The sequence below is a fragment of the Flavobacterium aestuarii genome (assembly GCF_040049115.1).
GTDB lineage: Bacteria > Bacteroidota > Bacteroidia > Flavobacteriales > Flavobacteriaceae > Flavobacterium > Flavobacterium aestuarii.
Genome location: NZ_JBDLZZ010000010.1, coordinates 1 through 23,306 on the forward strand (window position 1 = coordinate 1; position 23,306 = coordinate 23,306).

20 protein-coding genes and 1 tRNA gene are annotated in these 23,306 nt (G+C 34.4%); 12 read left to right on the forward strand and 9 right to left on the reverse strand.

Features of this window, described 5'->3' with window-relative positions:
- The first annotated feature begins 85 nt into the window (after positions 1 to 85).
- Both ABEG11_RS11745 and ABEG11_RS11750 read left to right on the forward strand, forming a co-directional pair.
- Positions 86 to 4,489, forward strand: a complete 4,404-nt coding sequence (locus ABEG11_RS11745) for an Ig-like domain-containing protein (RefSeq protein WP_348824489.1) — start codon at positions 86 to 88, stop codon at positions 4,487 to 4,489.
- Positions 4,490 to 4,774: 285 nt separating this feature from the next.
- Complete coding sequence (locus ABEG11_RS11750) at positions 4,775 to 5,080, forward strand: hypothetical protein (RefSeq protein WP_348824370.1); 306 nt, start codon at positions 4,775 to 4,777, stop codon at positions 5,078 to 5,080.
- A gap of 91 nt (positions 5,081 to 5,171) precedes the next feature.
- Here ABEG11_RS11750 and ABEG11_RS11755 read toward each other — a convergent pair.
- Positions 5,172 to 5,245: transfer RNA gene (locus tag ABEG11_RS11755), tRNA-Met, on the reverse strand.
- A 155-nt stretch (positions 5,246 to 5,400) separates the two neighbouring features.
- Here ABEG11_RS11755 and ABEG11_RS11760 point away from each other — a divergent pair.
- Together ABEG11_RS11760 and ABEG11_RS11765 are read left to right on the forward strand one after the other, a co-directional pair.
- Positions 5,401 to 5,793 carry an START-like domain-containing protein gene (locus ABEG11_RS11760; protein WP_115814534.1) on the forward strand — a complete coding sequence of 131 codons (393 nt, stop codon included), beginning with the start codon at positions 5,401 to 5,403 and terminating at the stop codon, positions 5,791 to 5,793.
- A 65-nt stretch (positions 5,794 to 5,858) separates the two neighbouring features.
- Positions 5,859 to 6,698, forward strand: coding sequence for an aminotransferase class IV (locus ABEG11_RS11765; RefSeq protein ID WP_348824371.1), 840 nt, complete (start codon positions 5,859 to 5,861; stop codon positions 6,696 to 6,698).
- On the opposite strand, the gene ABEG11_RS11770 is transcribed toward ABEG11_RS11765, so the two are convergent.
- From ABEG11_RS11770 to ABEG11_RS11790, 5 genes are all read right to left on the reverse strand, one after another.
- Positions 6,690 to 7,250, reverse strand: a complete 561-nt coding sequence (locus tag ABEG11_RS11770) for a YqgE/AlgH family protein (protein WP_348824372.1) — start codon at positions 7,248 to 7,250, stop codon at positions 6,690 to 6,692. The genes ABEG11_RS11765 and ABEG11_RS11770 overlap by 9 nt on opposite strands.
- Before the next feature lie 128 nt (positions 7,251 to 7,378).
- Positions 7,379 to 7,651, reverse strand: a complete 273-nt coding sequence (locus ABEG11_RS11775; RefSeq protein WP_077375548.1) for an HU family DNA-binding protein — start codon at positions 7,649 to 7,651, stop codon at positions 7,379 to 7,381.
- A 180-nt stretch (positions 7,652 to 7,831) separates the two neighbouring features.
- Positions 7,832 to 8,779: a methionyl-tRNA formyltransferase gene (fmt, locus tag ABEG11_RS11780; protein WP_348824373.1), complete on the reverse strand. Its 948-nt coding sequence runs from the start codon at positions 8,777 to 8,779 to the stop codon at positions 7,832 to 7,834.
- On the reverse strand, positions 8,779 to 10,674 hold the full coding sequence (locus tag ABEG11_RS11785; RefSeq protein ID WP_348824374.1) for a RecQ family ATP-dependent DNA helicase: 1,896 nt from the start codon (positions 10,672 to 10,674) through the stop codon (positions 8,779 to 8,781). Before ABEG11_RS11785 ends, fmt begins: the two co-directional genes overlap by 1 nt.
- A gap of 52 nt (positions 10,675 to 10,726) precedes the next feature.
- On the reverse strand, positions 10,727 to 11,260 hold the full coding sequence (locus ABEG11_RS11790) for an AAA family ATPase (protein WP_348824375.1): 534 nt from the start codon (positions 11,258 to 11,260) through the stop codon (positions 10,727 to 10,729).
- A gap of 383 nt (positions 11,261 to 11,643) precedes the next feature.
- Between ABEG11_RS11790 and ABEG11_RS11795 the strand changes: the two genes are divergently transcribed.
- The 4 genes from ABEG11_RS11795 to ABEG11_RS11810 all read left to right on the forward strand — a co-directional run bounded on the left by ABEG11_RS11795 (position 11,644) and on the right by ABEG11_RS11810 (position 15,042).
- Positions 11,644 to 11,940, forward strand: a complete 297-nt coding sequence (locus tag ABEG11_RS11795; protein ID WP_348824376.1) for a DUF493 family protein — start codon at positions 11,644 to 11,646, stop codon at positions 11,938 to 11,940.
- Positions 11,941 to 11,942: 2 nt separating this feature from the next.
- A complete protein-coding gene (locus tag ABEG11_RS11800) occupies positions 11,943 to 12,650 on the forward strand; it encodes a DUF4290 domain-containing protein (protein WP_348824377.1) in 708 nt (235 codons plus the stop codon).
- 112 nt (positions 12,651 to 12,762) lie between these two features.
- Positions 12,763 to 14,079 carry a UDP-N-acetylglucosamine 1-carboxyvinyltransferase gene (gene murA / locus ABEG11_RS11805; RefSeq protein ID WP_348824378.1) on the forward strand — a complete coding sequence of 439 codons (1,317 nt, stop codon included), beginning with the start codon at positions 12,763 to 12,765 and terminating at the stop codon, positions 14,077 to 14,079.
- Between the two features lie 96 nt (positions 14,080 to 14,175).
- Positions 14,176 to 15,042: a cation diffusion facilitator family transporter gene (locus ABEG11_RS11810; protein WP_348824379.1), complete on the forward strand. Its 867-nt coding sequence runs from the start codon at positions 14,176 to 14,178 to the stop codon at positions 15,040 to 15,042.
- Positions 15,043 to 15,096: 54 nt separating this feature from the next.
- On the opposite strand, the gene ABEG11_RS11815 is transcribed toward ABEG11_RS11810, so the two are convergent.
- Both ABEG11_RS11815 and aroQ read right to left on the reverse strand, forming a co-directional pair.
- Complete coding sequence (locus ABEG11_RS11815) at positions 15,097 to 17,562, reverse strand: DUF5686 and carboxypeptidase regulatory-like domain-containing protein (RefSeq protein ID WP_348824380.1); 2,466 nt, start codon at positions 17,560 to 17,562, stop codon at positions 15,097 to 15,099.
- Between the two features lie 86 nt (positions 17,563 to 17,648).
- A complete protein-coding gene (gene aroQ / locus ABEG11_RS11820) occupies positions 17,649 to 18,062 on the reverse strand; it encodes a type II 3-dehydroquinate dehydratase (RefSeq protein WP_348824381.1) in 414 nt (137 codons plus the stop codon).
- Between the two features lie 232 nt (positions 18,063 to 18,294).
- Here aroQ and ABEG11_RS11825 point away from each other — a divergent pair, with 232 nt between their 5' ends.
- Both ABEG11_RS11825 and ABEG11_RS11830 read left to right on the forward strand, forming a co-directional pair.
- Positions 18,295 to 18,900: an outer membrane beta-barrel protein gene (locus tag ABEG11_RS11825; protein ID WP_348824382.1), complete on the forward strand. Its 606-nt coding sequence runs from the start codon at positions 18,295 to 18,297 to the stop codon at positions 18,898 to 18,900.
- Between the two features lie 201 nt (positions 18,901 to 19,101).
- Positions 19,102 to 19,617, forward strand: a complete 516-nt coding sequence (locus ABEG11_RS11830) for a putative outer membrane beta-barrel protein (protein WP_348824383.1) — start codon at positions 19,102 to 19,104, stop codon at positions 19,615 to 19,617.
- A 173-nt stretch (positions 19,618 to 19,790) separates the two neighbouring features.
- Here the strand turns inward: ABEG11_RS11830 and ABEG11_RS11835 are convergent, their stop codons facing one another.
- Positions 19,791 to 20,441, reverse strand: a complete 651-nt coding sequence (locus ABEG11_RS11835) for a BT1926 family outer membrane beta-barrel protein (RefSeq protein ID WP_348824385.1) — start codon at positions 20,439 to 20,441, stop codon at positions 19,791 to 19,793.
- Between the two features lie 306 nt (positions 20,442 to 20,747).
- On the opposite strand from ABEG11_RS11835, the gene xerD reads away from it, so the two are divergent.
- Both xerD and ABEG11_RS11845 read left to right on the forward strand, forming a co-directional pair.
- A complete protein-coding gene (gene xerD / locus ABEG11_RS11840) occupies positions 20,748 to 21,644 on the forward strand; it encodes a site-specific tyrosine recombinase XerD (RefSeq protein ID WP_348824386.1) in 897 nt (298 codons plus the stop codon).
- A gap of 82 nt (positions 21,645 to 21,726) precedes the next feature.
- Positions 21,727 to 23,229: a PAS domain-containing sensor histidine kinase gene (locus ABEG11_RS11845; RefSeq protein ID WP_348824387.1), complete on the forward strand. Its 1,503-nt coding sequence runs from the start codon at positions 21,727 to 21,729 to the stop codon at positions 23,227 to 23,229.
- The last annotated feature ends 77 nt before the right edge of the window (positions 23,230 to 23,306 follow it).

The following is a 23,306-nucleotide window of genomic DNA, read 5'->3' on the forward strand; positions in this document are numbered from 1 at the left end:
TTTAGTTGTCGTAAACCAAATTTCTCACTTTTGATGCTTACTTTTTATATTTTCTAACTAGCAACTTGAATTAATTACTAACCCAATTGGCGGAAGCGTTTCTAAATATGGCCCTTCAAAATATACCAGAGCCGTATATTGGATAGGTACTTGGAACAATGATAAATTTACTCCGGATTTTAATCAGCCTAAAAATTTAGATATTATACACGGACACCTATCTCCAACGGTAACCCGCAAAGCAAATGGCCAGCTTGTAGGAATAGGCATGGTCGATGAAAGAAGATCCTCTCAGGCTCAGCTAAATGCAGGCTGGTGTCATACTTATAGTCTGCCAAGAGTTTATTCTCTAATGCCTGACACTAAGACTTTAGGGCAGTCTCCTGCACCTGAATTACAAAGCTTACGATTAGCAGGAAGCAAAAAGTCTTTTACTGATTTATCCGTTAATGGAACACAGTTATTGAGTGCTGACGGCAGCGGGATTGAAATTGTTGCCACTGTAAATCCCTCTTCATCAGCCACGCAATATGGGATAAATTTTGCGGTTTCGGCCAGTGGTGGGGAGATTACAAAATTGTATTATGATGTTAATGCCAAGCAGATTGTTTTGGATAAAAGTCATTCGAGTTTATCTGCAGATAACGAGGAAAACACTCTTGTAAAAGGAAATTATGATGAGGCAGTATTTGGAAAACCTGTCAAATTTCAAATTTTTATCGACCATTCCATTATTGATGTTTTTATTAATGACGCGGCTGCATTTTCCAGCAGAATATATCCAACAAAAGCGGACAGTAAAGGTATTCAGTTGAGTTCTGTCGGTGGAACTTCAGTTTTTAGCAATGTTGAGGTTTATAGTCTAGACAAAGCTTTTGGCATTGCACAGACAAAAGTCAATTTATCCACAGAAAGCAGTATTGCTGAGCATGCTGAAAATAGTAAAGAAATTTTTGTGTCTGTCAGCAATAATACATTTAAAACTAATTTAAATGCAGCTATTTGGCAGTTTGAGAATCTGCCTCGGGGAGTACAGGCCGGCAGTATCGTGAGAATTTCAGATACTAAAGCTAAAATTGTCCTTCAGGGCAACAGCACGAGTGATTATGATACAGATCGTTCATTAACAGTATCTGTACCAGCTTCTGAATTTGCTGAAGATAAATCACCGTCATTAGTTAGTGGGACAGCGGTTATTTTTAAGGCAGTGCAGGAGCCCATGACAACATTAAGTCTGTCATCTGCAATTGAACTTAAAGAAGGTTTTGAAGCAGGAAAGGAAATTGAGCTTAAGGTCTCCAGTAATAAATGGAAAACAGTCTTAAATGCAGGATCTTGGACTTTACAGAATCTGCCTTCTGGATTACAATATAATGTAAGCCGTATTGATTCAACACGGGTGAAAATTGCCTTATCAGGAACTGCACAGGATTACGATCAGGATATTTCGAATTTCACGGTAACTGTTCCTGTTTCGGAGTTCGTAAACACTGATACTGAAGTGACAGGCACAACCGTTACCGCAAATCAGGGTGTTTTATTTAAGGCCGTTAAAGGAGAATTACTATATGATTTTGAAAGCGGTAATTTAACAAATTGGTCTATAATGAGCGGAAACGCGTTCTCAAATGCTGATGTGACTAACCAAACCGATTGGTCTGGAGGAAAATTTATGCAGCAGGGAAATTTTCATTTATGGGGATTTCTGGATGGGGCGGATGCCCAGATTGGAGAAATCAGAACCGGTACATTTAAATTAGAAGGCGACGGAAAAATTAATTTTTTGATTGCAGGCGGCAGTGACATAAACAATTTATATTTAGCCCTTGTTGATGCTTCTACAGGAACGGAACTAATGAAAGCGACCGGAGATAATTCGGAGACGTATAAGACCGGTTTATTTGATGCAGGTCAATACAAAGGTTTAAATTGTTACTTGAAGGCAGTTGATAAAAGTACTGGCGGATGGGGACATTTAAATTTAGATGCAGTTAGTGTTCCTGTTCCAGATTATTCAGTCATGCCTTTACCTCCCAGTACAGCGGTAACAGGTGTTGTTATTAGTCCTGCAGCTTTTTCATTGGCTTTAGGAGAAACGCGAACAATAGCAGCAACTATATCACCGGAGAATGCAATAAATAAAAGTGTCACTTGGTCATCTTCAAATCCAGCCGTTGCGACAATTGATTCAAACGGAAAAGCAACTGCTCAATCTATTGGTACAGCCATATTAAAAGTTACAACTATTCAAGGCGGTTTTACAGCTCAAACGGAATTGACAGTTACGCAAGCTCAAAATTATCTCAATTATGATTTTGAAAGTGGTGATTTATCAAATTGGATCATTACAGGTGATGCATTTTCAAACGCTGATGTTAGTGAAGATACTTTATTTTGGAGTACTACTCCATTCAATCAGCAGGGAAGATATCATCTCTGGAGCTATAAAAGCGGGGGAGATACCCAGACAGGTAGTATAAAAACTGCTGATTTTAAATTAGGCGGTGATGGTAAAATATCTTTTTTAATTGGCGGCGGACAAAATTTAAATACTTTGTACATTGCTTTGGTTCGTGCTTCAGATGGACAGGTTTTGTATAAAGAAACAGGTAAAAATTCAGAAGCCTACACTTCTTCTTTCTTTGATGCCTCACAATATATCAATGAAATCTGTTATATAAAAGTGGTTGACAATTCAGCTGAAGGATTTGGGCATCTTAACATTGATAATATTAAAATTCCAATTCAAAATAGTACAGCAGTTCCTGTTACAGGTATTACTGTCAGCCAAAATAATGCGGAAATGATTATCGGAACAAATCTGCAGATAACCGCTGTCGTAAGTCCCGCATCAGCAGCTAATAAAGCTGTTATCTGGAGTTCTTCTAATCAGCAGGCTGCTTCAGTGGATCAAAATGGTTTAATAAGAGCTTTGGCAGTAGGGACTTCTGTAATTACAGTTACGACAGCTGATGGCGGATTTAAAGCAGAGGCAGCAGTCACTGTTAAAAACACGCCACAAAATAATTATTTGATATATGATTTCGAATCAGGTAATTTATCAAATTGGACCATTACAGGTGATGCATTTTTCAATGCAGATGTTAGTGAAGATACCCTATTTTGGGGTACTACACCTTTTAATCAGCAGGGAAGATATCATCTCTGGAGTTATAAAAGCGGAGGAGATGCTCAGACAGGCAGTATAAAAACAGCGGATTTTAAATTAGGCGGTGACGGTAAAATATCTTTTTTAATTGGTGGCGGACAAAATTTAAATACATTGTATATTGCTTTAGTCCGTGCGTCTGATGGTCAGGTTTTGTATAAAGAAACTGGTAATAATTCAGAGGCTTACACTTCTTCTTTCTTTGATGCATCCCAATACATCAATGAAATCTGCTATATCAAAGTGGTTGACAATTCAGCTGAAGGATTTGGGCATCTTAACATTGATAATATTAAAATTCCAATTCAAAATAGTACAGCAGTTCCTGTTACAGGTATTACTGTCAGCCAAAACAATGCAGAAATGATCATCGGAACAAATCTGCAGATCACTGCTGTTGTAAGTCCTGCATCAGCCACTAATAATAATAAAGCTGTTATCTGGAGTTCTTCTAATCAGCAGGCAGCTACAGTAGATCAAAATGGACTTATAAGAGCTTTGGCTGCAGGCACAGCTTTAATTACCGCCACAACCGTGGACGGCGGATTTAAATCAGATATTGCAATCACTGTTAAAGAGAATGTACAAAACAGTTATTTGACTTATGATTTCGAATCTGGTGATTTAACAGGCTGGACAGTTACAGGCAGTGCTTTTTCAAATGCTGATGTTACAAATGCTGTAAATTGGTCATGGGGCGGGCCGTTTAATCAGCATGGAGCTTATCATTTGTGGTCCTTTAAGGAAGGGGAGGACAGCCAGACAGGGAGTATCCAGACACAAAATTTCCGACTTGGAGGTGATGGTAAGATTACCTGCCTGCTGGGTGGAGGATTTGATATAAACACTTTGTATTTGGCTTTAGTGCGGGCTTCTGACGGCAGTATTTTAATGAAAGCCACCGGTACTAATAATGACAGCGAAGCCTACATTTCTAAGACACTAGATGCAAAAGATTTTATAGGTACTGATTGTTATATTAAAATTGTAGACAATGCTACAGGAGGCTGGGGACATCTTAATGTTGACAATATCAGGATTCCTGTTCAAAACTCTATAACTGGAAAGAATTTGAGTTTAAAAGAAAATAACTTGGACGAGGCAGATACTAAGTTAATAGTATATCCGAATCCATCCGATGGCGTGTTTAATGTAAGTACAGATCAAATTATTACTGTTTCATTGAGTACTTTGGCAGGTGAAATAATACTCAAAACTAGAGAAAATCGTATCGATTTAACAAATCGCGCATCTGGGATTTACATTTTAAATGTTCAGACTCCTAGCGAGATAAAAACATTTAAGATCGTGAAAAAATAATAGTATGTCAATTTAATCACGTAGGTCTACTTAACAGGGGGTTAATTGATTTGACACTCTGCTAATGTTGAATTTCCCTGAATAATATTTCTGTTTCTGGCCAAAAAGCTTACTGCTCATTATAAATTTTGGTTAAGATCCCCCAATTCTGATGCCAAAGTTTGATGACTGTTCAGATTTCTAGTTCTTTCTTAGGATGGTTTTAGATATTCTTTAAGCCAGAAACAAAGGGAAATTATTTCGGATAGATTAAATAAAAAAATTAACATAAATCAGTAACTATAAATGAGATCAACAAAACATTTAACACTGTTATTTTACAGCAGCTTATTGCTTTCTATAACTGGATGTATTCCTAATTCGATTATGAGCCAGGGATCTGCCGCTTCGATTACTTCTGAAAGAGAGGAACAACTATATAGTCCTAATTTTCATTATACCCCAAAAAAGGGCTGGATGAATGATCCTAACGGTATGTTTTACAGCAACGGAACATATCATTTATTATATCAATATTACCCGTATGATAATGTTTGGGAACCCATGCACTGGGAGTATGCTGTAAGCAAGGACTTAAACCCAAAGAATTAATGCAGTTGCAAACACTATCTTTTTAAGAACAGTGACTTACGAAATAAAAAAAACCGAACAAATAAGTCGTTATCTTATTTGTCCGGTCTTGTAGCGAAGACGGGAGTTGAACCCGTGACCTCAGGGTTATGAATCCTGCGCTCTAACCAACTGAGCTACCTCGCCGTATTGAGGATATTTTCAATCCCTGAATGCGGGTGCAAATATAAAACAATAATTAGAGTTTGCAAGTAAAAAAGAACAAAAAAAATTTTTTTTGAAAAGGTTTTTTTTTTGCAGTAATAATCTATATATTTCGCAAACAAAAAAAACTGTATTTCATGAATTTAAAAGTGCGTTACGAGATTGAGTTCCCCATAAATTCCTCCCCACAATTATTGTATCAATATATTTCAACTCCTTCAGGCTTATCTGAATGGTTTGCAGATAATGTGAATTCACGCGGTGAATTTTTTACATTTATTTGGAATGACTCCCAAGAAAAAGCTAGGCTGGCTTCCAAAAAATCAGGCGAGAAAGTAAAGTTCAGGTGGGTTGATGAGAATAATAAGGATACCGAATATTTTTTTGAATTAAATATTTTGGAGGATGAATTGACAAAGGATGTCTCATTGATGGTTGTTGATTTTGCTCATAAAGAAGAACTTGAAGAGGCAACTCAATTGTGGGAAAACCAGATTTCAGACCTGAAACATGTTATAGGTTCAGTGTAGTGAAATTGTATATTATAACTTATATTTGTCACGCTTTTTAGCGTGACTTTTTTTTAAAAAACTGTATGATAAATTTTAATGGTACAATTGTATCTGAGGATGCAAATGTTTTAGTGCAAAATAGAGGTTTTCTGTATGGAGATGCGGTTTTTGAAACTGTGAAAATAGTGAATGGGAAAATCTTGTTTCTGGAGGATCATTACTTTCGTCTAATGTCTTCTATGCGTGTGATCCGGATGGAAATTCCAATGAATTTTACGATGGAGTATCTGGAAGAGCAAATACAGGTACTGATTAAGAAAAATGATTTAGAAGCTTCGGCAAGAGTCCGAATTACAGTGTATAGAAATGATGGCGGGTATTATCTGCCACAAAATAATACAATCTCATTTTTGATGAAGGCTGCTCCGTTGGAAAACAAGGGATATTTGCTAAATGAGAAGGAGTACGAAGTTGATTTATATAAAGACTTTTATGTTGCCAGACAATTACTGTCTTCAATTAAAACAACAAACCGTTTGATAAACGTGACAGGAAGTATTTATGCAAATGAAAACGGATTGGATAATTGTATTTTATTAAATGACAGCAAAAATGTTGTCGAGGCATTACAGGGTAATATTTTTATGCTTATGGGTAATAAATTAATTACTCCGCCAGTTTCGGAAGGATGTTTGAACGGGGTTATGCGGAAACAGATTCTGTCATTGGCAAAAAAGATTGAAGGCATTGAAACAGCAGAAGAAATTATTTCGCCATTTGATCTTCAAAAAGCGGATGAGTTGTTTATAACGAACGTTATTAAAGGTGTACAGCCAATAACAAAATATAGAAAAAAAGAGTTTTCAATTGAAATTTCCAAAGTTTTGGCAGAAGCACTTAATAAAAGTTTGGGTTTAGTTTAAATAGGGGTTTTCAGGTGCGTTGGACCATATGAGGTATTCGCCGCCAAGTTCCATGATTTGCTCTTTCCAGAAATGGAGAGTTGATTTGCCAATTATTTTGTTTTCATAACTATTCTTTGCGATAATCCATGAATTAGCTTTCATCTCTTTTTCCAGCTGCTCTTCTTCCCAGCCTGTATAGCCCAGAAAGAAACGTATATTTTCTTTTTTGATTTTACCATTATTGATGAGATCTTTAGTAGAATCAAAATCTCCTCCCCAGTAAATTCCGTTGGATATCTCAATACTATTAGGGATTAAGTCTGGAATATTGTGGATGAAATATAGGTTGTCCTGTTCTACAGGTCCACCATTGTATATCTTGAAAGAGGCATTTATTTCAGGAATCAAATCGTTAATTGTATATTTCAGGGGTTTATTCATAATAAACCCTACTGAGCCATCTTGATTATGATCTGCCAGTAAGATTACAGATCTATTAAATGACAAATCTCCTATTATTGATGGTTCAGCAATAAGTAAATACCCTTTTTTTAATTTTTCTGAAATCATAAGGCTATATTTTTAATTAAATTTAAGGAAAATTAAACAGAATAACCAAATTTTTCGAGTTTTATTCGTTTAAAAGCATAAAAAAACCTTCCAATCGGAAGGTTTAATTATATAAAATAAACTATAAATTAGTTTACAGCTCCTTCTAAATCAGCTCCAGCTTTGAATTTTACAACATTCTTTGCAGCTATTTGAATAGTTTTTCCAGTCTGAGGATTTCTTCCGTCTCTTGCAGCTCTTGAAGATACAGACCAAGATCCAAATCCTACTAAAGATACTTTACCACCTTTTTTCAAAGTACCACCTACATTTCCTAAAAATGATTCAAGCGCTAATTTTGCAGCAGCTTTAGTAATTCCTGCATCTGCAGCGATAGCGTCGATTAATTCTGATTTGTTCATAATAATGGATGTTAATTGTTGGTTAAAATAATTGTTAATAGAACAAAATTAGCAGGAAATACGGTCTGTGCAAGTGTTTTATACAAAATCAGCTTATTTTGTTAATAACTTATCTTGTTTGTTCATAAAGTAGACTAAAATTCTGAAAAAAATAATACTTAACCCTTGTTTTTATTGGTGTTAGTGGGCTTTCGCGTTTTCAGAGAAATTAACACCGTTTAATAATTCAGCAGCCGTCATTTTCTTTTTGCCAGGAAATTGGAGACTTATTATTTGGACAAAACCTTCATTGGTGGCAATTTTCATTTCTTTTTTGGTGTATAGCAAGGTGCCGACAGGATGATGGTGTTTTTCTAAAATTGTTTTAGCTTCATAGATTTTTACATTCCATTCCTGATTTTTATCGGCAAAATAACACCAGGCACCAGGGTAAGGACTTAATCCCCTGATAAGGTTATGAATTTCCATTGCTGATTGCGACCAGTCAATTTTGCAATTATCCTTATTAAGCTTATAGGCTGTTTTAATATCCGAAGTATCTTTTTGAACAACAGTAGTTACGTTACCGCTTTCAATCAATTTCAAAGTGTCAATTACGGTATGGCTTCCTAACTCCATTAAACGATCGTGTAATTGTCCGGCATTCTCCTCAGTATCAATTGCTGTTTCACTGCTTAGAATCATTGCGCCAGTATCTATTTTGTCATCAATGAAAAAAGTGGTTACGCCGGTTTTTGTTTCGCCATTGATTATTGCCCAATTAATAGGTGCAGCTCCTCTGTAATCAGGAAGCAGTGATGCATGCAGATTGAATGTTCCTAATGGAGGCATTTCCCAAACTGCTTTTGGCAGCATTCTGAAAGCAACTACAATTTGTAAATTGGCTTTTAATGATTTTAATTCTTCGAGAAAAGCCTCGTCCTTTAAATTAGCTGGCTGTAATAAATGCAGATTGTTTTTTAATGCATATTCTTTTACGGCCGAATATTTAATTTTTTGCCCTCGGCCAGCTGGTTTATCTGCGGCGGTGATTACACCAGCTACTTCATAGTTGTTTTTGATTATGGTGTCTAGAATTCCAACAGCAAATTCTGGAGTTCCCATAAATATAATTCTTAATTTTTCCATTAGGTTTTTAAAGTGTATTTGTTGTTTTTCTGAATTATTAAAAAATCATCTTCTAATAATTGCTGCAGTACAAAGATAACATCGTCAGCAGTATTTTTTGTCTTGTTTTGAATTTCTCTTGAGCTTAAGCCTTCAGTTTTTAATAAATCTAAAATTTTTTCAGAAAGGGCATTAAAGTTTTTTTTGGGTTTTGAAAGTGTAATGCAGTAGGAGCAAATACCACAATTCGCAGTGGTTTTTTCTCCAAAATAATCCAATATCATTTTGCTTTTGCAGCTGTTTTTTTCTGCCACATATTTGATTACCGATTGTAATTGCTCTTTTTTGAGTTCATTCTGCCTTGTCAGATGTTTAGAAACTTTATTAATAGTTCTTTCATCTTCCCGGATTTCATTAAAAATAAGTACAGCATCATTGTTTTTTGAGTGGTACTCTATAATTTCTTTGTCTTTTAATTTATGCAATACCGCTAAAACTTCAGCTTCCGAATGATGTGATTTTTTGGCAATCAGTGACAGGTTAAACGCTGTCTGCATTTCGTAAACGCCAGGATATGTTCTAAGGATTGTTAGAATAATTTCCTCATCATTTGTATTCAGACTGGTATATCGAATAACTTCTTTGGATGAAATGATAAACTGCAAAGTGATTTTTTCTGAAAATTCCTGTGATAAAGTGATAATTCCCTGTCCGTCTAAAAACCGCATGGCGTTAAACGTTTTCAGAGTTGGAAAATCATATTTATGGCAAAAATGATTCAGATTAAACAGAAACTCTTCATTTATTCCTTCACCATAAGCAATCTGGAAATAATTGCAAAGCTTAATATACATCTTGGTCAGAAATTCTTTGTCAGGCAAAACTTTTATGAATTGACTTTCAGCCTGAATAATATCTGTTGGGCTGGATAGTAAAACGGCAAAAGCTTTTTCTCCGTTTCGTCCCGCTCTTCCTGCTTCCTGATAATAGTTTTCTATATTTTCGGGCAGCTGAATATGAATTACGGTTTTAACATTGGGTTTATCAATCCCCATTCCAAAAGCATTTGTAGCAACAATAACCTGCGCTTTTTCCTCCATCCAGAGCTGCATGTTTTTGTCTTTTTCTCTGGAAGTAAGACCTCCGTGATAATAAGTCGCCCGGAATCCTAAAGTTTGCAGTTGAGAGGATATTTCTAAACAGGCTTTTCTGTTTCGGACATAAATAATAGAAGGCTGCGGATTTTTTTTCAGAATCTGTTCAATTCGATACAGTTTGTCTTCTACCTCAAAAACCATATATGCGATGTTTTTTCTGGCAAAAGATTTTTCAAACTGAACGGGATTGTGCATCCCCAATTCGGTAATAATATCTTCTTTTACCCGAGGAGTTGCTGTTGCTGTTAATGCTAAAAAAGGAACTTTGGGGAAATGTTTTTTTAATTCTGAAATCTTCAAATAGGCAGGACGAAAATCGTGTCCCCATTGCGACACACAATGCGCTTCGTCAATAGTAATAAGGTTTACAGGAAGATTTTTTATCCGGTCCAGAATCCAATCCGATTGCAAGCGCTCGGGAGAAACATATAGGAATTTATAATTTCCAAATTGACAATTGTCTAATAAATCAATGATTTCATTCTGTTTTATGCCTCCTGTCAAAGCAATGGCTTTGATTCCCCGGTTTTGCAAATTAGCAACCTGATCTTTCATTAGTGCAACCAAAGGCGAAATAACCAGGCAGATTCCTTCATTCATAAGAGCAGGAACTTGGAAACAAATCGATTTCCCACCACCTGTTGGCATCAGTGCAAAAGTATCATGACTACTCAATACCGAGTCGATAATCTCATTCTGCAACGGCCTGAAGCTGTCGTGCTGCCAATATTTTTGAAGAATTTCTAATGCTGTTGGCATTATTTTCTGTTTAGATTTGTACTAATTTTACAATATTGAACTTCAATAATTGCTAAATTTTATCTAATATAAAAAGAATTCTGTTATCTATGCTGTCTTTTGGCACTTCAATTAAGCTGTAACCATATTTTTTATAGGTATCTGTAAGATGTTCTTGTATTTTTTTAGCCTGTTCAAAGTTTTCATAACGTTCACTGTCACTCTCATAAATTTCCTCCCAAGAAGGCAGAATGAAAATTTTAGTATACACATTTTCATTGCATGCATCAGTAAAATGATTTGGATATTCGTTGCCAATATAGTCTAAATAAGCAACAACATCTGGAATGCCCCGGTCAATAAACACCCATTGATGAGGCTCATTCTGAGCATCATTAAATTGCTTAATGCGTCCGTCAAGCAGCATTTGGCTAAACAATAATGGATCTTCGAGGAACAATTGTTCAATACCTCGTTTTTGAGCTTCCAGTGTCACCTCACGGGAAATTTCAGGATAACAGCAATAGCCTTTGGCTGTCAGACCATTAATAATAGAACTTTTTCCTGTACCAGGACCACCAATGATAACTATAATTTCTTTATGCACGATTTCTGATTAAACGGCAAAAATACTCAAACTTATCGTTTTTTGAAATCTTTATAGGGAAAAGTAAAAGGTGAATAGTTATCAGGTAAAAGTGAAAAGATAAAAAGAATCTTTTAATAAGTATCATTTAAAATTTGTGGTAAAAAACGAGTTCTCATAATTTGGCTTTCCCCACGAATTAAAACAATTTAAATCCATTAACAATAAGTTTTTTTGCCTATCGTCTGAGGTTTAATGTCTATTTAAATCTATAAATATAAGTCTTTTTCCTATTGTCTAATGCCTGATGCCTGTTGCCTGATTTCTATTTAAATTAAAATCACAAATCTAAAATCCAAAATCTAAAATCTAAAACGTATATTTGCCTTTATTTTTATTTAGGAATGAGCGACGACAACGAAAAAAAAACAGCAGAGTTTTACGAAAGATTAAAAACCGAATTAGATAACAGTAATACTTGGCCGGCTGTATATTTGTTTAAATTTATTGTACCCACCAGCGAGGAAAATATCCTAAAAGTGGAAAATGCTTTCAATTGTATGGGAGCGGTAATCAAGACAACAAAATCTAAAACTGGTAAATTTACTAGTGTCTCAGTAGATGTAACCGTCAAAGATTCGCAAGAAATAATAGATAAGTACCAAGAATTATCCACAATAGAAGGTATAGTTTCCTTATAGTTATGATCGAAAAATATACAAAAGAAAACGCTAATGATGTAGTTTTCAATTTAGAATATAATTCTGAAAGAGAACATTTAATCATTCCAGAGTATGGTCGTCATTTGCAAAAATTGATTGAGCAAGCCACTCTTATTGAAGATGATGAAAAGCGCAATAAGACAGCTAAGTACATTATTCAGGTAATGGGAAGCTTAAACCCGCATTTGCGTGATGTGCCTGATTTTCAGCATAAGCTATGGGATCAGCTTTTTATAATGTCTGATTTTAAATTAAAAGCCGATTCTCCTTATCCAATCCCATCCAGAGAAGTACTGCAGCTCAAGCCTGATGTTTTAAAATACCCGCAAAACTACCCGAAATACAGGTATTATGGTAACAATATCACTTATATGATTGATGTTGCTAATAAATGGGAGGAAGGCGAAATGAAAAGTGCATTGGTAAAGGTAATTGCCAATCATATGAAAAAATCCTATTTGAGCTGGAATAAAGATACCGTAAAAGATGATGTAATTTTTGAACATCTTTATGAGTTATCTGGCGGAAGGCTTAATTTACTGCAAAGTTCTGAAGAGTTATTAAATACTACTGATTTGCTAAGAACCAACAAAAGGATTTCTAATAAAATTGGACCTGCAGGACAGCCAAAAATCCAAAGCAATAAGAATAACAAAAACGGTAAACAAAAGCCGTTTCAAAAGAAATAATTAATTTATTTAAAGTGGCTAAGTTACTAAGTTGCTGAGGTATTGTAGAAATTATTCGAAGAAGCCAGGCAAAACTTAGAAACTTAGCGACTTAGAAACTTAAAAAAGAATCATGGAAGTTTTCAAAATTGAAGGAGGAACACGTTTAAAAGGAGAAGTAATACCACAAGGCGCAAAAAATGAAGCATTGCAGATTTTATGTGCTGTACTTTTAACTCCAGAAAAGATTACAATAAACAATATTCCTGATATTATTGATATCAATAAATTGATAACACTTTTAGGGAATTTGGGCGTGAAAATTGAAAAATTAGGACACGGCTCTTATACTTTTCAATGCGATGAGGTAAATGTTGGATATCTGGAAACAGAAGCTTTCAAAAAAGAAGGCGGTTCTCTTCGTGGTTCGATTATGATTGTTGGACCGCTTTTGGCGCGTTTTGGAAAAGGATATATTCCAAAACCAGGAGGAGATAAAATTGGACGCAGACGTTTGGATACCCATTTTGAAGGATTTATCAATCTTGGAGCAAAATTCAGATACAACAGGGAAGACCACTTTTATGGGGTAGAAGCTCCAGACGGACTTACAGGTGCGGACATGCTGCTTGACGAAGCATCTGTAACAGGAACTGCTAATATCGTAATGGCTGCAGTTTTGGCCAAAGGAAAAACAACCGTTTACAATGCAGCATGTGAGCCTTATTTGCAGCAGCTTTGTAAAATGCTGAATTCTATGGGAGCCAAAATTACAGGAGTTGGTTCTAATTTACTGACTATTGAAGGAGTTGAAAAATTAGGTGGCTGTGAGCATAGAATTTTACCTGATATGATCGAGATAGGTTCTTGGATTGGTCTTGCCGCTATGACAAGAAGTGAAATCACTATCAAGAATGTAAGCTGGGAAAATCTGGGAGTTATTCCAAGTGTTTTTAGAAAATTAGGAATTACTCTTGAAAAAAGGGGTGATGATATTTACATTCCAGAACATAAAGATGGATATGAAGTGAAAACAGATATTGATGGGTCGATCCTTACCATTGCAGATGCGCCTTGGCCAGGATTTACGCCTGATTTATTGAGTATTGTTCTGGTAGTAGCTACACAGGCCAAAGGGGATGTTCTGATTCACCAGAAAATGTTTGAAAGCCGTTTGTTTTTTGTTGATAAACTGATTGATATGGGGGCCAAAATCATGCTGTGTGATCCTCATAGAGCAGTTGTTATTGGACACGATTTTAAATCAGTGCTGAAAGCAACAACCATGGCATCGCCAGATATTCGTGCAGGAATTTCATTATTGATTGCGGCGCTTTCTGCAAAAGGGACTAGTACGATTCAGAATATTGAGCAGATTGACCGAGGTTATGAGCGTATAGACGAAAGACTAAGAGCAATTGGAGCCAAAATAGTTCGGGAAAAACAATAAAGAACATACATATACAAATTTTAAAATCGCTTAAATAAATTCCATTTTCTTCTGAAAACAATTTTTTAAGCGATTTTTAGCATAAAAAAAACAAATATGTCTAACGTAGAAAAAGCGGTAAAGGCTACTTATTTTAGTATAATTGGCAACACATTTTTGGCTCTTGTTAAAGGATTGGCTGGATTTTTTGGAAATTCATATGCATTAATTGCTGATGCCATTGAATCAACTGCTGATATTTTTGCATCATTTCTGGTTTTATTTGGCATAAAATATTCCAGCAGGCCTGCTGATGAAAATCATCCGTATGGTCATGGAAGAGCCGAGCCGCTGATTACCTTTTTGGTTGTTGGTTTTTTAATCACTTCGGCTACAATTATTGGTTATGAAAGCATAATGAATATTCAGACACCGCACGAGCTGCCAAAACCGTGGACGCTTTTTGTGCTTGGGGCTATTATTATCTGGAAAGAGTATTCGTTTCAAGTAGTGATGAAGAGAAGCAAAGAGACTAACAGTTCTTCTCTAAAAGCAGATGCATGGCACCATAGAAGCGATGCGCTGACTTCGATTGCTGCTTTTATCGGAATTTCGATTGCATTGTTTATGGGAAAAGGATATGAATCTGCCGATGATTGGGCTGCGCTGTTTGCTTCAGGATTTATACTTTACAATAGCTATTTGATTTTCAGGCCTGCGCTTGGGGAAATCATGGATGAACATTTGTACGATGATCTGGTTGAAGAAATCAGACAGGTTTCTCATGAGGTTGATGGTATTATTGATACCGAAAAATGTTTTATAAGGAAAGCTGGCATGAAATATCATGTTGATCTTCATGCTCGTGTAAGCGGAACTATATCAGTAAAAGAAGGACACGATTTGTCTCATAAATTAAAAGATACTCTGCGGGAAGAAATACCGGAACTCGGACATGTATTAATTCATATTGAACCGGATTAGGAAAAAAAAATCAATTGCTACATTACCGTGTGGCAGTTGATTTTCTGTTTTAATCTAATTCATAAATTTTATACCCACAATAACTCCTTCGTTTTGAAATCCGTTTTGATAGGAACGGACATAATCGATTCGGAACATTTTTAGTTTTCCAAAACCGAGATTGTCCAATCCTGCACTATACTCGGAATACGGACTGATATTTGGTTCTGCAAGTAAATGATAGCCCACAACTAAGTTGGATTTGAGCAGGTTTAATAATGGGATTTTGTTCATTATAAATCCTCGGTCATTATGCTCAGTGTGAAATTCAAAATAACTGTCATTGGTGCTATTGGCATAATAAGGCATTAAATTAAATACGTTTAAATAATTTCCGGATAGTCCAATGTAGGTCTGATTTCCGTTAAAATGCTGGTAATCCATAAAAGCAATATTCTCGGCATTGAAGAATTTTCCAGCTTTTAGGCTTAGTCCAAAATCTCCTTTGTTCCCAAAAGTGTGGTTGTATCTTAATTGTGTATTCAGATGATTAAATTCATATTTCTTTTCGCTTCCGGCAAATCCTTTTTCGAATCCTGCGTATAAAGTTGGATATTTATAGTTTCGGATATTATATTTCCCATCGGGCCTGGAGGCATATTTATTGCCAAAATTGATTTTTGCAGTCAAATCTAATTTTGCCAAATGATGCTTTTCAAAACCTGAATTAATATTGTCATCTGGGTCTAAAGGGTTATTGGAAAAGTAAATATCATCTGTATTATAAAAAGAAAAATCGGTAGTATTGAAGAGTGGTTTTCGCTGTTCATAATCAATTTTTCCTTTAAGGTAGACACCATTTGCAACATCTTGTCCATACTCAATTTCGGCAAATTCCAAGTTGTATATTTTCATGTAATTGTCTTTGAAAAATAGAGTGCTGATTGAGTTTATAAATGGGCTGATGGGTTCAAATCTGTTGAACTGTTTGACCGTGCTTCCTCCTGAAATTTTTAGGCTAGCATAATTCTGATTATTGAACTGATGCCAATAATTTCCAGTTGCACGAAGGCGGTCATCAGAAAAACCATAATTGAATTTTAAGCCTATATTAGTCCGTTGCCCTTTTTCTTCATTCTGCCAGTTCGAATACGAAAAACCTGTTCCAAAATTCCAGCCCTGAACCGTATTGAAATTTAAGGAGGTAAAATCCAGTAAGCCATCATAACTCCACGAATATTTTTTGGCACTGTTCCGGTAGGAATAGCCCGTAATAGGATCGTGAAATTTAAACTTGTTGTTTTTTTTATCAATTGAATCTAGATATTTGGGAGAGTTACGTACTTTATGAATACTGTCTTTTCTGGTGTAATCGGTGATTTCTTCGGTTGTTAGCGGTATAGGTCTGTTTGCATTCCAGAAAATGGTGTCTTTTTTGTTCGAATTTATATCGACGGTGGTGATTTCGCTGGTGAATGTTTTTTTGTCAAAGGAATCTACAAATTCATAATTATTGTAGACATAGGTGTATTTTCCGTTGAATTTGATTCCAAATAATCCAGCACTAAATTCAAGGCTCTGCGTATTTTTTGCCCAGATTTTATTGGCTTTGTTATAGCTGAAGTTTTGTTTTAGCGTCATAACATCTATAACATCTTCTTTCATTCTATAACCTTTTATGTCTAGATCTAAGGCATAAATGGCCCAAGAATCCTCGATAATATAGATGTAGCCTTCAAAAACAGGTTCTTTGTCTCTCTTGGCGATAACTTTTATTTTATTGATCGTTTGATTGTTTTCATCAGCAAAAGTGCTTTCCAATTTATATTTGTAATAATTGAATGCGTTATCTGCAATTGGCGAGATCATATTAATGCCAAATTTTATAGTGTTGTCATAAAAGTCATAAAAGGAAGATCTAGCAGTGTTGTACGCATATCCTTTGTTGTCACCGCTTACTTTGGACGCTGTAACAACTTCTTTCAGATTATTTGGTTTTTCAAATGTAATTTTAGAAAATGTTTCAGAAAGCGATACGATTCCAGTACCCGTAGAATCAAGGGCGCCATTCATATCGCCAATTTCCTGTCCAAATATTTTTTTGGGAGCATTTTTTAGCCTGAAAATTCCTTTTGAATAAAAATCGGCTTTAAAGTGAGATGTTCTCTTTGTGTTTTCTTTTTTGCTTGCAATTGCTTTTTTTATGATTGCATTTGCGGGATTGTCCTTTGTATGAATAACTACCTCGTTGAGCGAATAGTTTTCTTCAATCATTTTCACATCCAAATCTGATTTATCAGCTGGGATTGCAATTTTTTGTGTTTTATAACCCAGATATTGAAAAACAATTTTATTGCCGGCAGATTTTAAATGAAGCTGATATTTTCCTTGTTCATTGGTTGTAGTTCCGTTATAGGTGTTTTCTTCAAAAACGTTAATAAGGGGTAAAGGTGTCCCTTTTTCATCGGTAACAGTGCCTTTTATTTGTGCAGCTGCTGAAATGGTAAGCAGTAAAAAAAAGAAGAAAAAAGCGTTTTTCATAAAATTAAAATTTTATGTAAGACGCTTCTTTGTAGGGAATGTTACGTAATTATTGTAATGATTCTGTTAAATTTTATATAAAAATATTACAAAAAAGACTGAATGGCTAAATCATAACTTTTTAGGCCAAAACCTAATATCACTCCTTTTGCATTTCCCGAAATATAAGATTGATGCCTGAAACTTTCACGTCCGTAAGTGTTTGATATGTGGACTTCGATAACTGGAGTCGTAATCGCTTTTATAGCATCGCCAATCCCTACAGAAGTATGTGTATAAGCACCAGCATTCAGGATTATTCCGTCATAGCTGAATCCTAGTTCTTGAATCTTGCCAATTAATTCTCCTTCAATATTGCTTTGGTAATAGATTAATTCTAATTGAGGGAATTTGTCTTTCAAAATTTCAAAATAATCTTCGAATGTCTGCGAACCATAAATTTCGGGTTCTCTTTTTCCAAGTAAATTTAAGTTTGGACCATTAAGGATGGCAATTTTCATAATTTTTAGTTTTTGTAAAAATAATAATCCTCAATGAATCTGTATACTATTAGAAGAAAAATATGCTATTCAAAATCTTGTTTTTTAGATGTTTTTTGTTAGGCTATACTTTTTCTTTTCAGCTTTTTATATTCTAAATACTAGAATAAAAACTGTTAAAGTATTTTGTTATTATACAATTATATCGGTTTTTTCGTTCAAAGTATATGTATAACAAACAAAATAAAAAAAAATGAAAAAAAATCTTTTATTATTAGCCACAGTATTTGCCATCAATTTAGCGAATGCTCAAGAATCACAAATGCCTAAAGCCACTTTTTCTAAAGGGGATATGTGGATTGAAGGCGGAATAAGTCTGACAACTGGAGATACTAGTGATGATTATTTTGCTATCACTCCAAAAGTTGGTTATTTCTTAGATGAGAAATGGGCGGTAGGAGCCGATATCAATTATTCATCACGTACTTATTTAGATGGAACCAGCAATAATTTAGACAAAACCAATTCATTTGGAATTGGAGTTTTTGCAAGATATTATTTCTTGAATTTAGGCAATTTCAAAGCTTTTGGTGAAGCTGGATTGGGGTATAATCACTCAAAAACTGACTATTTAGTAGGTGAATCTAATACTTTTAATGGCATTAAAGCTAATATTGATTTAGGAATCAATTATTTTTTCGCTCCAAAATGGGCAGCTACATTTACTCTTGCCGAAATTTTAAGCTATAACAATGCAAGTCCCGAAAACGGCGACAATACAAGTGATCTTGTAATTAATATCAATTTGTTTAACAATATTTTTGCGCAGCCAAAGTTTGGTTTGCTGTATAAATGGTAATTAACGCCACAGATTAATGTTAAAAGCCTCCTTATTTGGAGGTTTTTTTTATATTAAAAATTAGGCTGGTTGTAGTTTGTTAATTATAACTTGTTTATAAGTTTTTATTAATTAAAGTAAGAAAGATATTGTTTTAATTTTGTCTTGATGTAGATTTTTATAATATATTTGTAGAAAATAACTATTAAAAAAAATAAAAAAATGAAAAAAATTGTTTTAGCAGCAGTAGCTGTAATGGCATTTGGATTTGCAAATGCGCAAGATCAAACTAAAGAAGGGAAGTGGTTAATTGAGGCCAACACTGGATTTGGTCAAGGAGTTGGTAACACATCATTTGGATTGTGGTCTGAGGATGGAAATACTGCTTACAATATTGGTGCAGAAGCAGGTTACTTTGTGATTGATAATTTAGCTGTTAAGTTAGGTTTAGGTTACGGAGACGATGGAAGTGATGATTTTGGATCAACTGCCTTTGCTTACAAAGTGGGAGCGAAGTATTATGTAGCTAACAAATTCCCATTAGAGGTTTCTTATAATGGTGTTAGTGTTAAAGATTTTGATGAGAATCCTTCTTATGTTGGACTTCAAGGTGGATATGCTTGGTTTTTGGGAGATAATGTTTCTGTTGAGCCAGGTGTTCGTTACAATGTTTCTTTAAATGATGATTTTTATGAAAGCGCTTTTCAATTCAATATTGGATTTGCATTACACTTCTAGTCTTTGTTAATATAGAAAATTAAACCTCTCAATTTGGGAGGTTTTTTTATGGTTAGGAAAAATCGTTAATTTTATAAATATTGGTTTATTAAAAAAAAAGCATTTTATCTATGAGAATAAAAAATCCCGTTCCATTAAAATGAAACGGGATTTTTAAATTCTTAATTATTTTTTTAAAACTGGAAACCTACTCTGATTCCGCCAAATGCAGCGGTTTCCAAAGCTGAATTTTTTGAACCAGGGGTAGTGGCAGTAGTATAATTATTTCCAAATCTGCCAGAAGTTTCACCATCTTTAGTTTTCTCACTCATGAAGCTTAATCCAGCTTCAACTCCTAAGTACAACTTTTTAGCTATATAATAATCTGCTCCAGTGAATAATCCTAATCCAAAACCAGAACTTTTTTGCTCGTAATTTTGATAATCTCCATTGTCATATGATTCGTCTGAAGTTTCTTTGCCAAAACCAAAAATTAATTCAGCACCTGCATAAGTAGACAATCTATTAGTACCAGCAAAATGTTTTTCAATTCCTAATTTAATATTGGTTTCTGAATTCTTATCAGTTTCAGAACCTCCATCAAAATAATCTACATCCTTATAGCTGCCTAATCCTAAACCTGCTCTTAAAGCAATATCATCTTTTAGGAAATATCTAAATTTTACAACACCATCATTTAAATCAACTTCAGCATTATTTAAGCCTCCATTCAAACCTACTTCTGTAGTTACTGTACCTTTTACTGGCTTGTAAGAAATACTCTCTTGTGCGCTTGCTGTTTGAAAAGCAAAAAAACCTAATGCAATTAAAAATACTTTTTTCATTGTAATCAAATTAATTTTTAAAATTGTTTTTATTTTTTTAAATTTCGGCAAATGTAGTAAAAATTTGTAATTATTAATTATTATTTGTAGGTTTTTTAATTTAAATTCTTTAAAAAACGAAATTGTTATTTTAAAGTTTTGAGTTACAGGCTTATGGAAATAAAAAATATTCATGCAGTAAACGGTCAATAAATAAATACTAATAGTCCTTTAAATGAATCTGTATACTGTTTTATTTCTCAGAATTAATAAATCGCAAATGTGGCTTTGTTTTTTTTGTAATTGATAATAAGCTTTCTTTGTAAAATGAATTGGGAATCCTATCTAAAAAATTATCAATCGTATCTTAAAATCGAACGAGGTTTATCTAAAAACACTATAGATAATTATTCTTTTGATATCGAGCGGCTGTGTTCGTTTTTGTCTCAAAATGGTATTCAAGCTTCACCAATAAACATACAAGAGGAAACACTGCAGCAATTCATTTATGCGGTTTCCAAAGAAGTAAACCCAAGATCGCAGGCAAGAATTATTTCGGGGCTAAAAAGTTTTTTCTCCTATTTAATATTTGAAGATTTCAGGAATGATAATCCATTAGAATTAATAGAATCTCCAAAAACAGGACGAAAATTGCCGGACACATTAGCTGTTGAGGAGATTGATGCGCTTATCTCAGCGATTGATTTAAGTTCAAATGAAGGAGAGCGCAACAGAGCTTTATTGGAAACTTTATATGGCTGCGGGCTTCGCGTTTCAGAATTAGTGTCTTTAAAAATATCAGATCTTTTTTTTGATGAAGGTTTTGTAAAAATTACAGGTAAAGGGAACAAACAGCGTTTTGTACCTGTGGGCGGATTAACTCAAAAATACATTGAGATTTATAAAAACCAGATTAGATCACATCTGAATATTCAAAAAGGTTTTGAAGATATTTTATTTCTTAACAGGAGAGGAAGACAATTGACTAGAGCCATGATATTTACAATAATTAAAGATTTGGCCGTAAAAATTAATCTGCACAAAAAGATAAGCCCGCATACCTTTCGGCATTCCTTTGCAACTCATCTGCTGGAAAATGGAGCCGATCTGCGTTCCATTCAATTAATGCTTGGTCATGAATCTATCACTACAACTGAGATTTATGTTCATTTGGATAGAAAACATTTAGCCGAGGTTATAAACAGCTGTCATCCAAGGAAGTAATTTCATAATAAATGTATTCTTTTGTAATAATATCTGTTTAAGTTTCGATATTTTTGCAATTATATCAAGAAGTTTATAACATATGATCTTTACAGCCAATAAAAACCCGGAAGATTTAAATAAATTATATGAAAGCCTCATAAAGCAGCTTCCTAATATTATTTTTCAAATAAGGGTGAATTCTCAAAAACAGATCGCAATTGATTTTCTGAGCAAACCGATTGAAATCTTGAATGAATTCTCTATTCACGAATTTTTGGAGGATTCCTATAATCTGTCCAATTATAAAATTTATGAGCCTGATTTGAAAATGTTTCTGGATTCTTATGAAAAAGCAATTTCGGGTCATCAAAAATGGGAGATTGATTTTAGGCTGTTGATGCCAGAAAGCGGTTATAAATGGATTCGAATAGATGCAACTCCTAAAAGGAATGATAGTGACGAAATAGTTTTTTATGGACTGATTTCGGATGTAACCGAGGTAAAAGAGCAGGAGATTAGATTGAGAATAGCTGATGAAAGGTATCATTTTGCAGTGCAGGCTTCAGATAGGGGAGTTTGGGACTGGGATTTAATCACTAATAAAGTATATTATTCATCAGAGTCGATGAAAATTCTGGAATTGACAGAATCTGACCTGGTTGCAGCTCCAGAAGAATGGGACGAAAGAGTGCATCCTGAGGATCGTGAAGAATATTATGGGAATATCAATTTGCACTTTGATAACAAAATTCCTTTTTATGAAACCTGCCACCGTGTTTTGTGTTCGGGGAAATACAAATGGATTCTGGACAGGGGAAAAGTTATTGAAAGAGATGAAACTGGAAAGCCTTTGCGAATTGTAGGTACCCACACTGATATATCCGAACAGAAAGAGAAAGAAATTGAATTAGCCAAAATGCTAGAAATTGTAAATATCCAGAATAATAAACTGCTTAATTTCGCGCATATTGTTTCTCATAATTTAAGGACTCACAGCGGTAATATAAAATCTCTGCTGGATTTGCATAAAGAAAATCTTTTGTCTGAATCTGACACTTTGAGCAATATTCAAATTGTATCCGATGAACTGTTCTCGACCATAGAAAGCCTTAATGATTTAGTAAGCGTATATACTGAACGGGAAACTGATATGCAGCCTCTGAAAATAAACAGTTTTATTGATAAAATTTTGGATGTACTGGGTGAGTCTATTAAGCTGAAAGATGTCCAGGTTCTGAATTATGTGCCAAATTCTGCCAAAATACTTTGTGTTCCTGCATATTTAGAGAGTATTATGCTTAATTTAGTTACTAACGCTATTAAATATTCAGATCCAAATAAGGAAGCCAAAATAGTTTTTACTGCTGAAACGAATGATGATTTTGTGGTATTGAATGTAAAGGATAACGGTTTAGGAATTGATCTGGAAAGGCATAAAGATTCGATTTTCGGTTTGTATAAAACATTTCATAAAAATAATGATGCCAGAGGAGTTGGATTGTACCTGACCAAAAATCAAATTGAAAACATGGGAGGTAAAATTGAAGTAGAAAGTACTCTGAATTTGGGCACAACTTTTAAAGTGTATTTTAAAAAGGCTTAATAAGTATATTTTTTTACTTTTTTAAGATGAAAAAATCCAGATTTCAATTTATCGTTAAGATTAAGAAAATTAAGTCT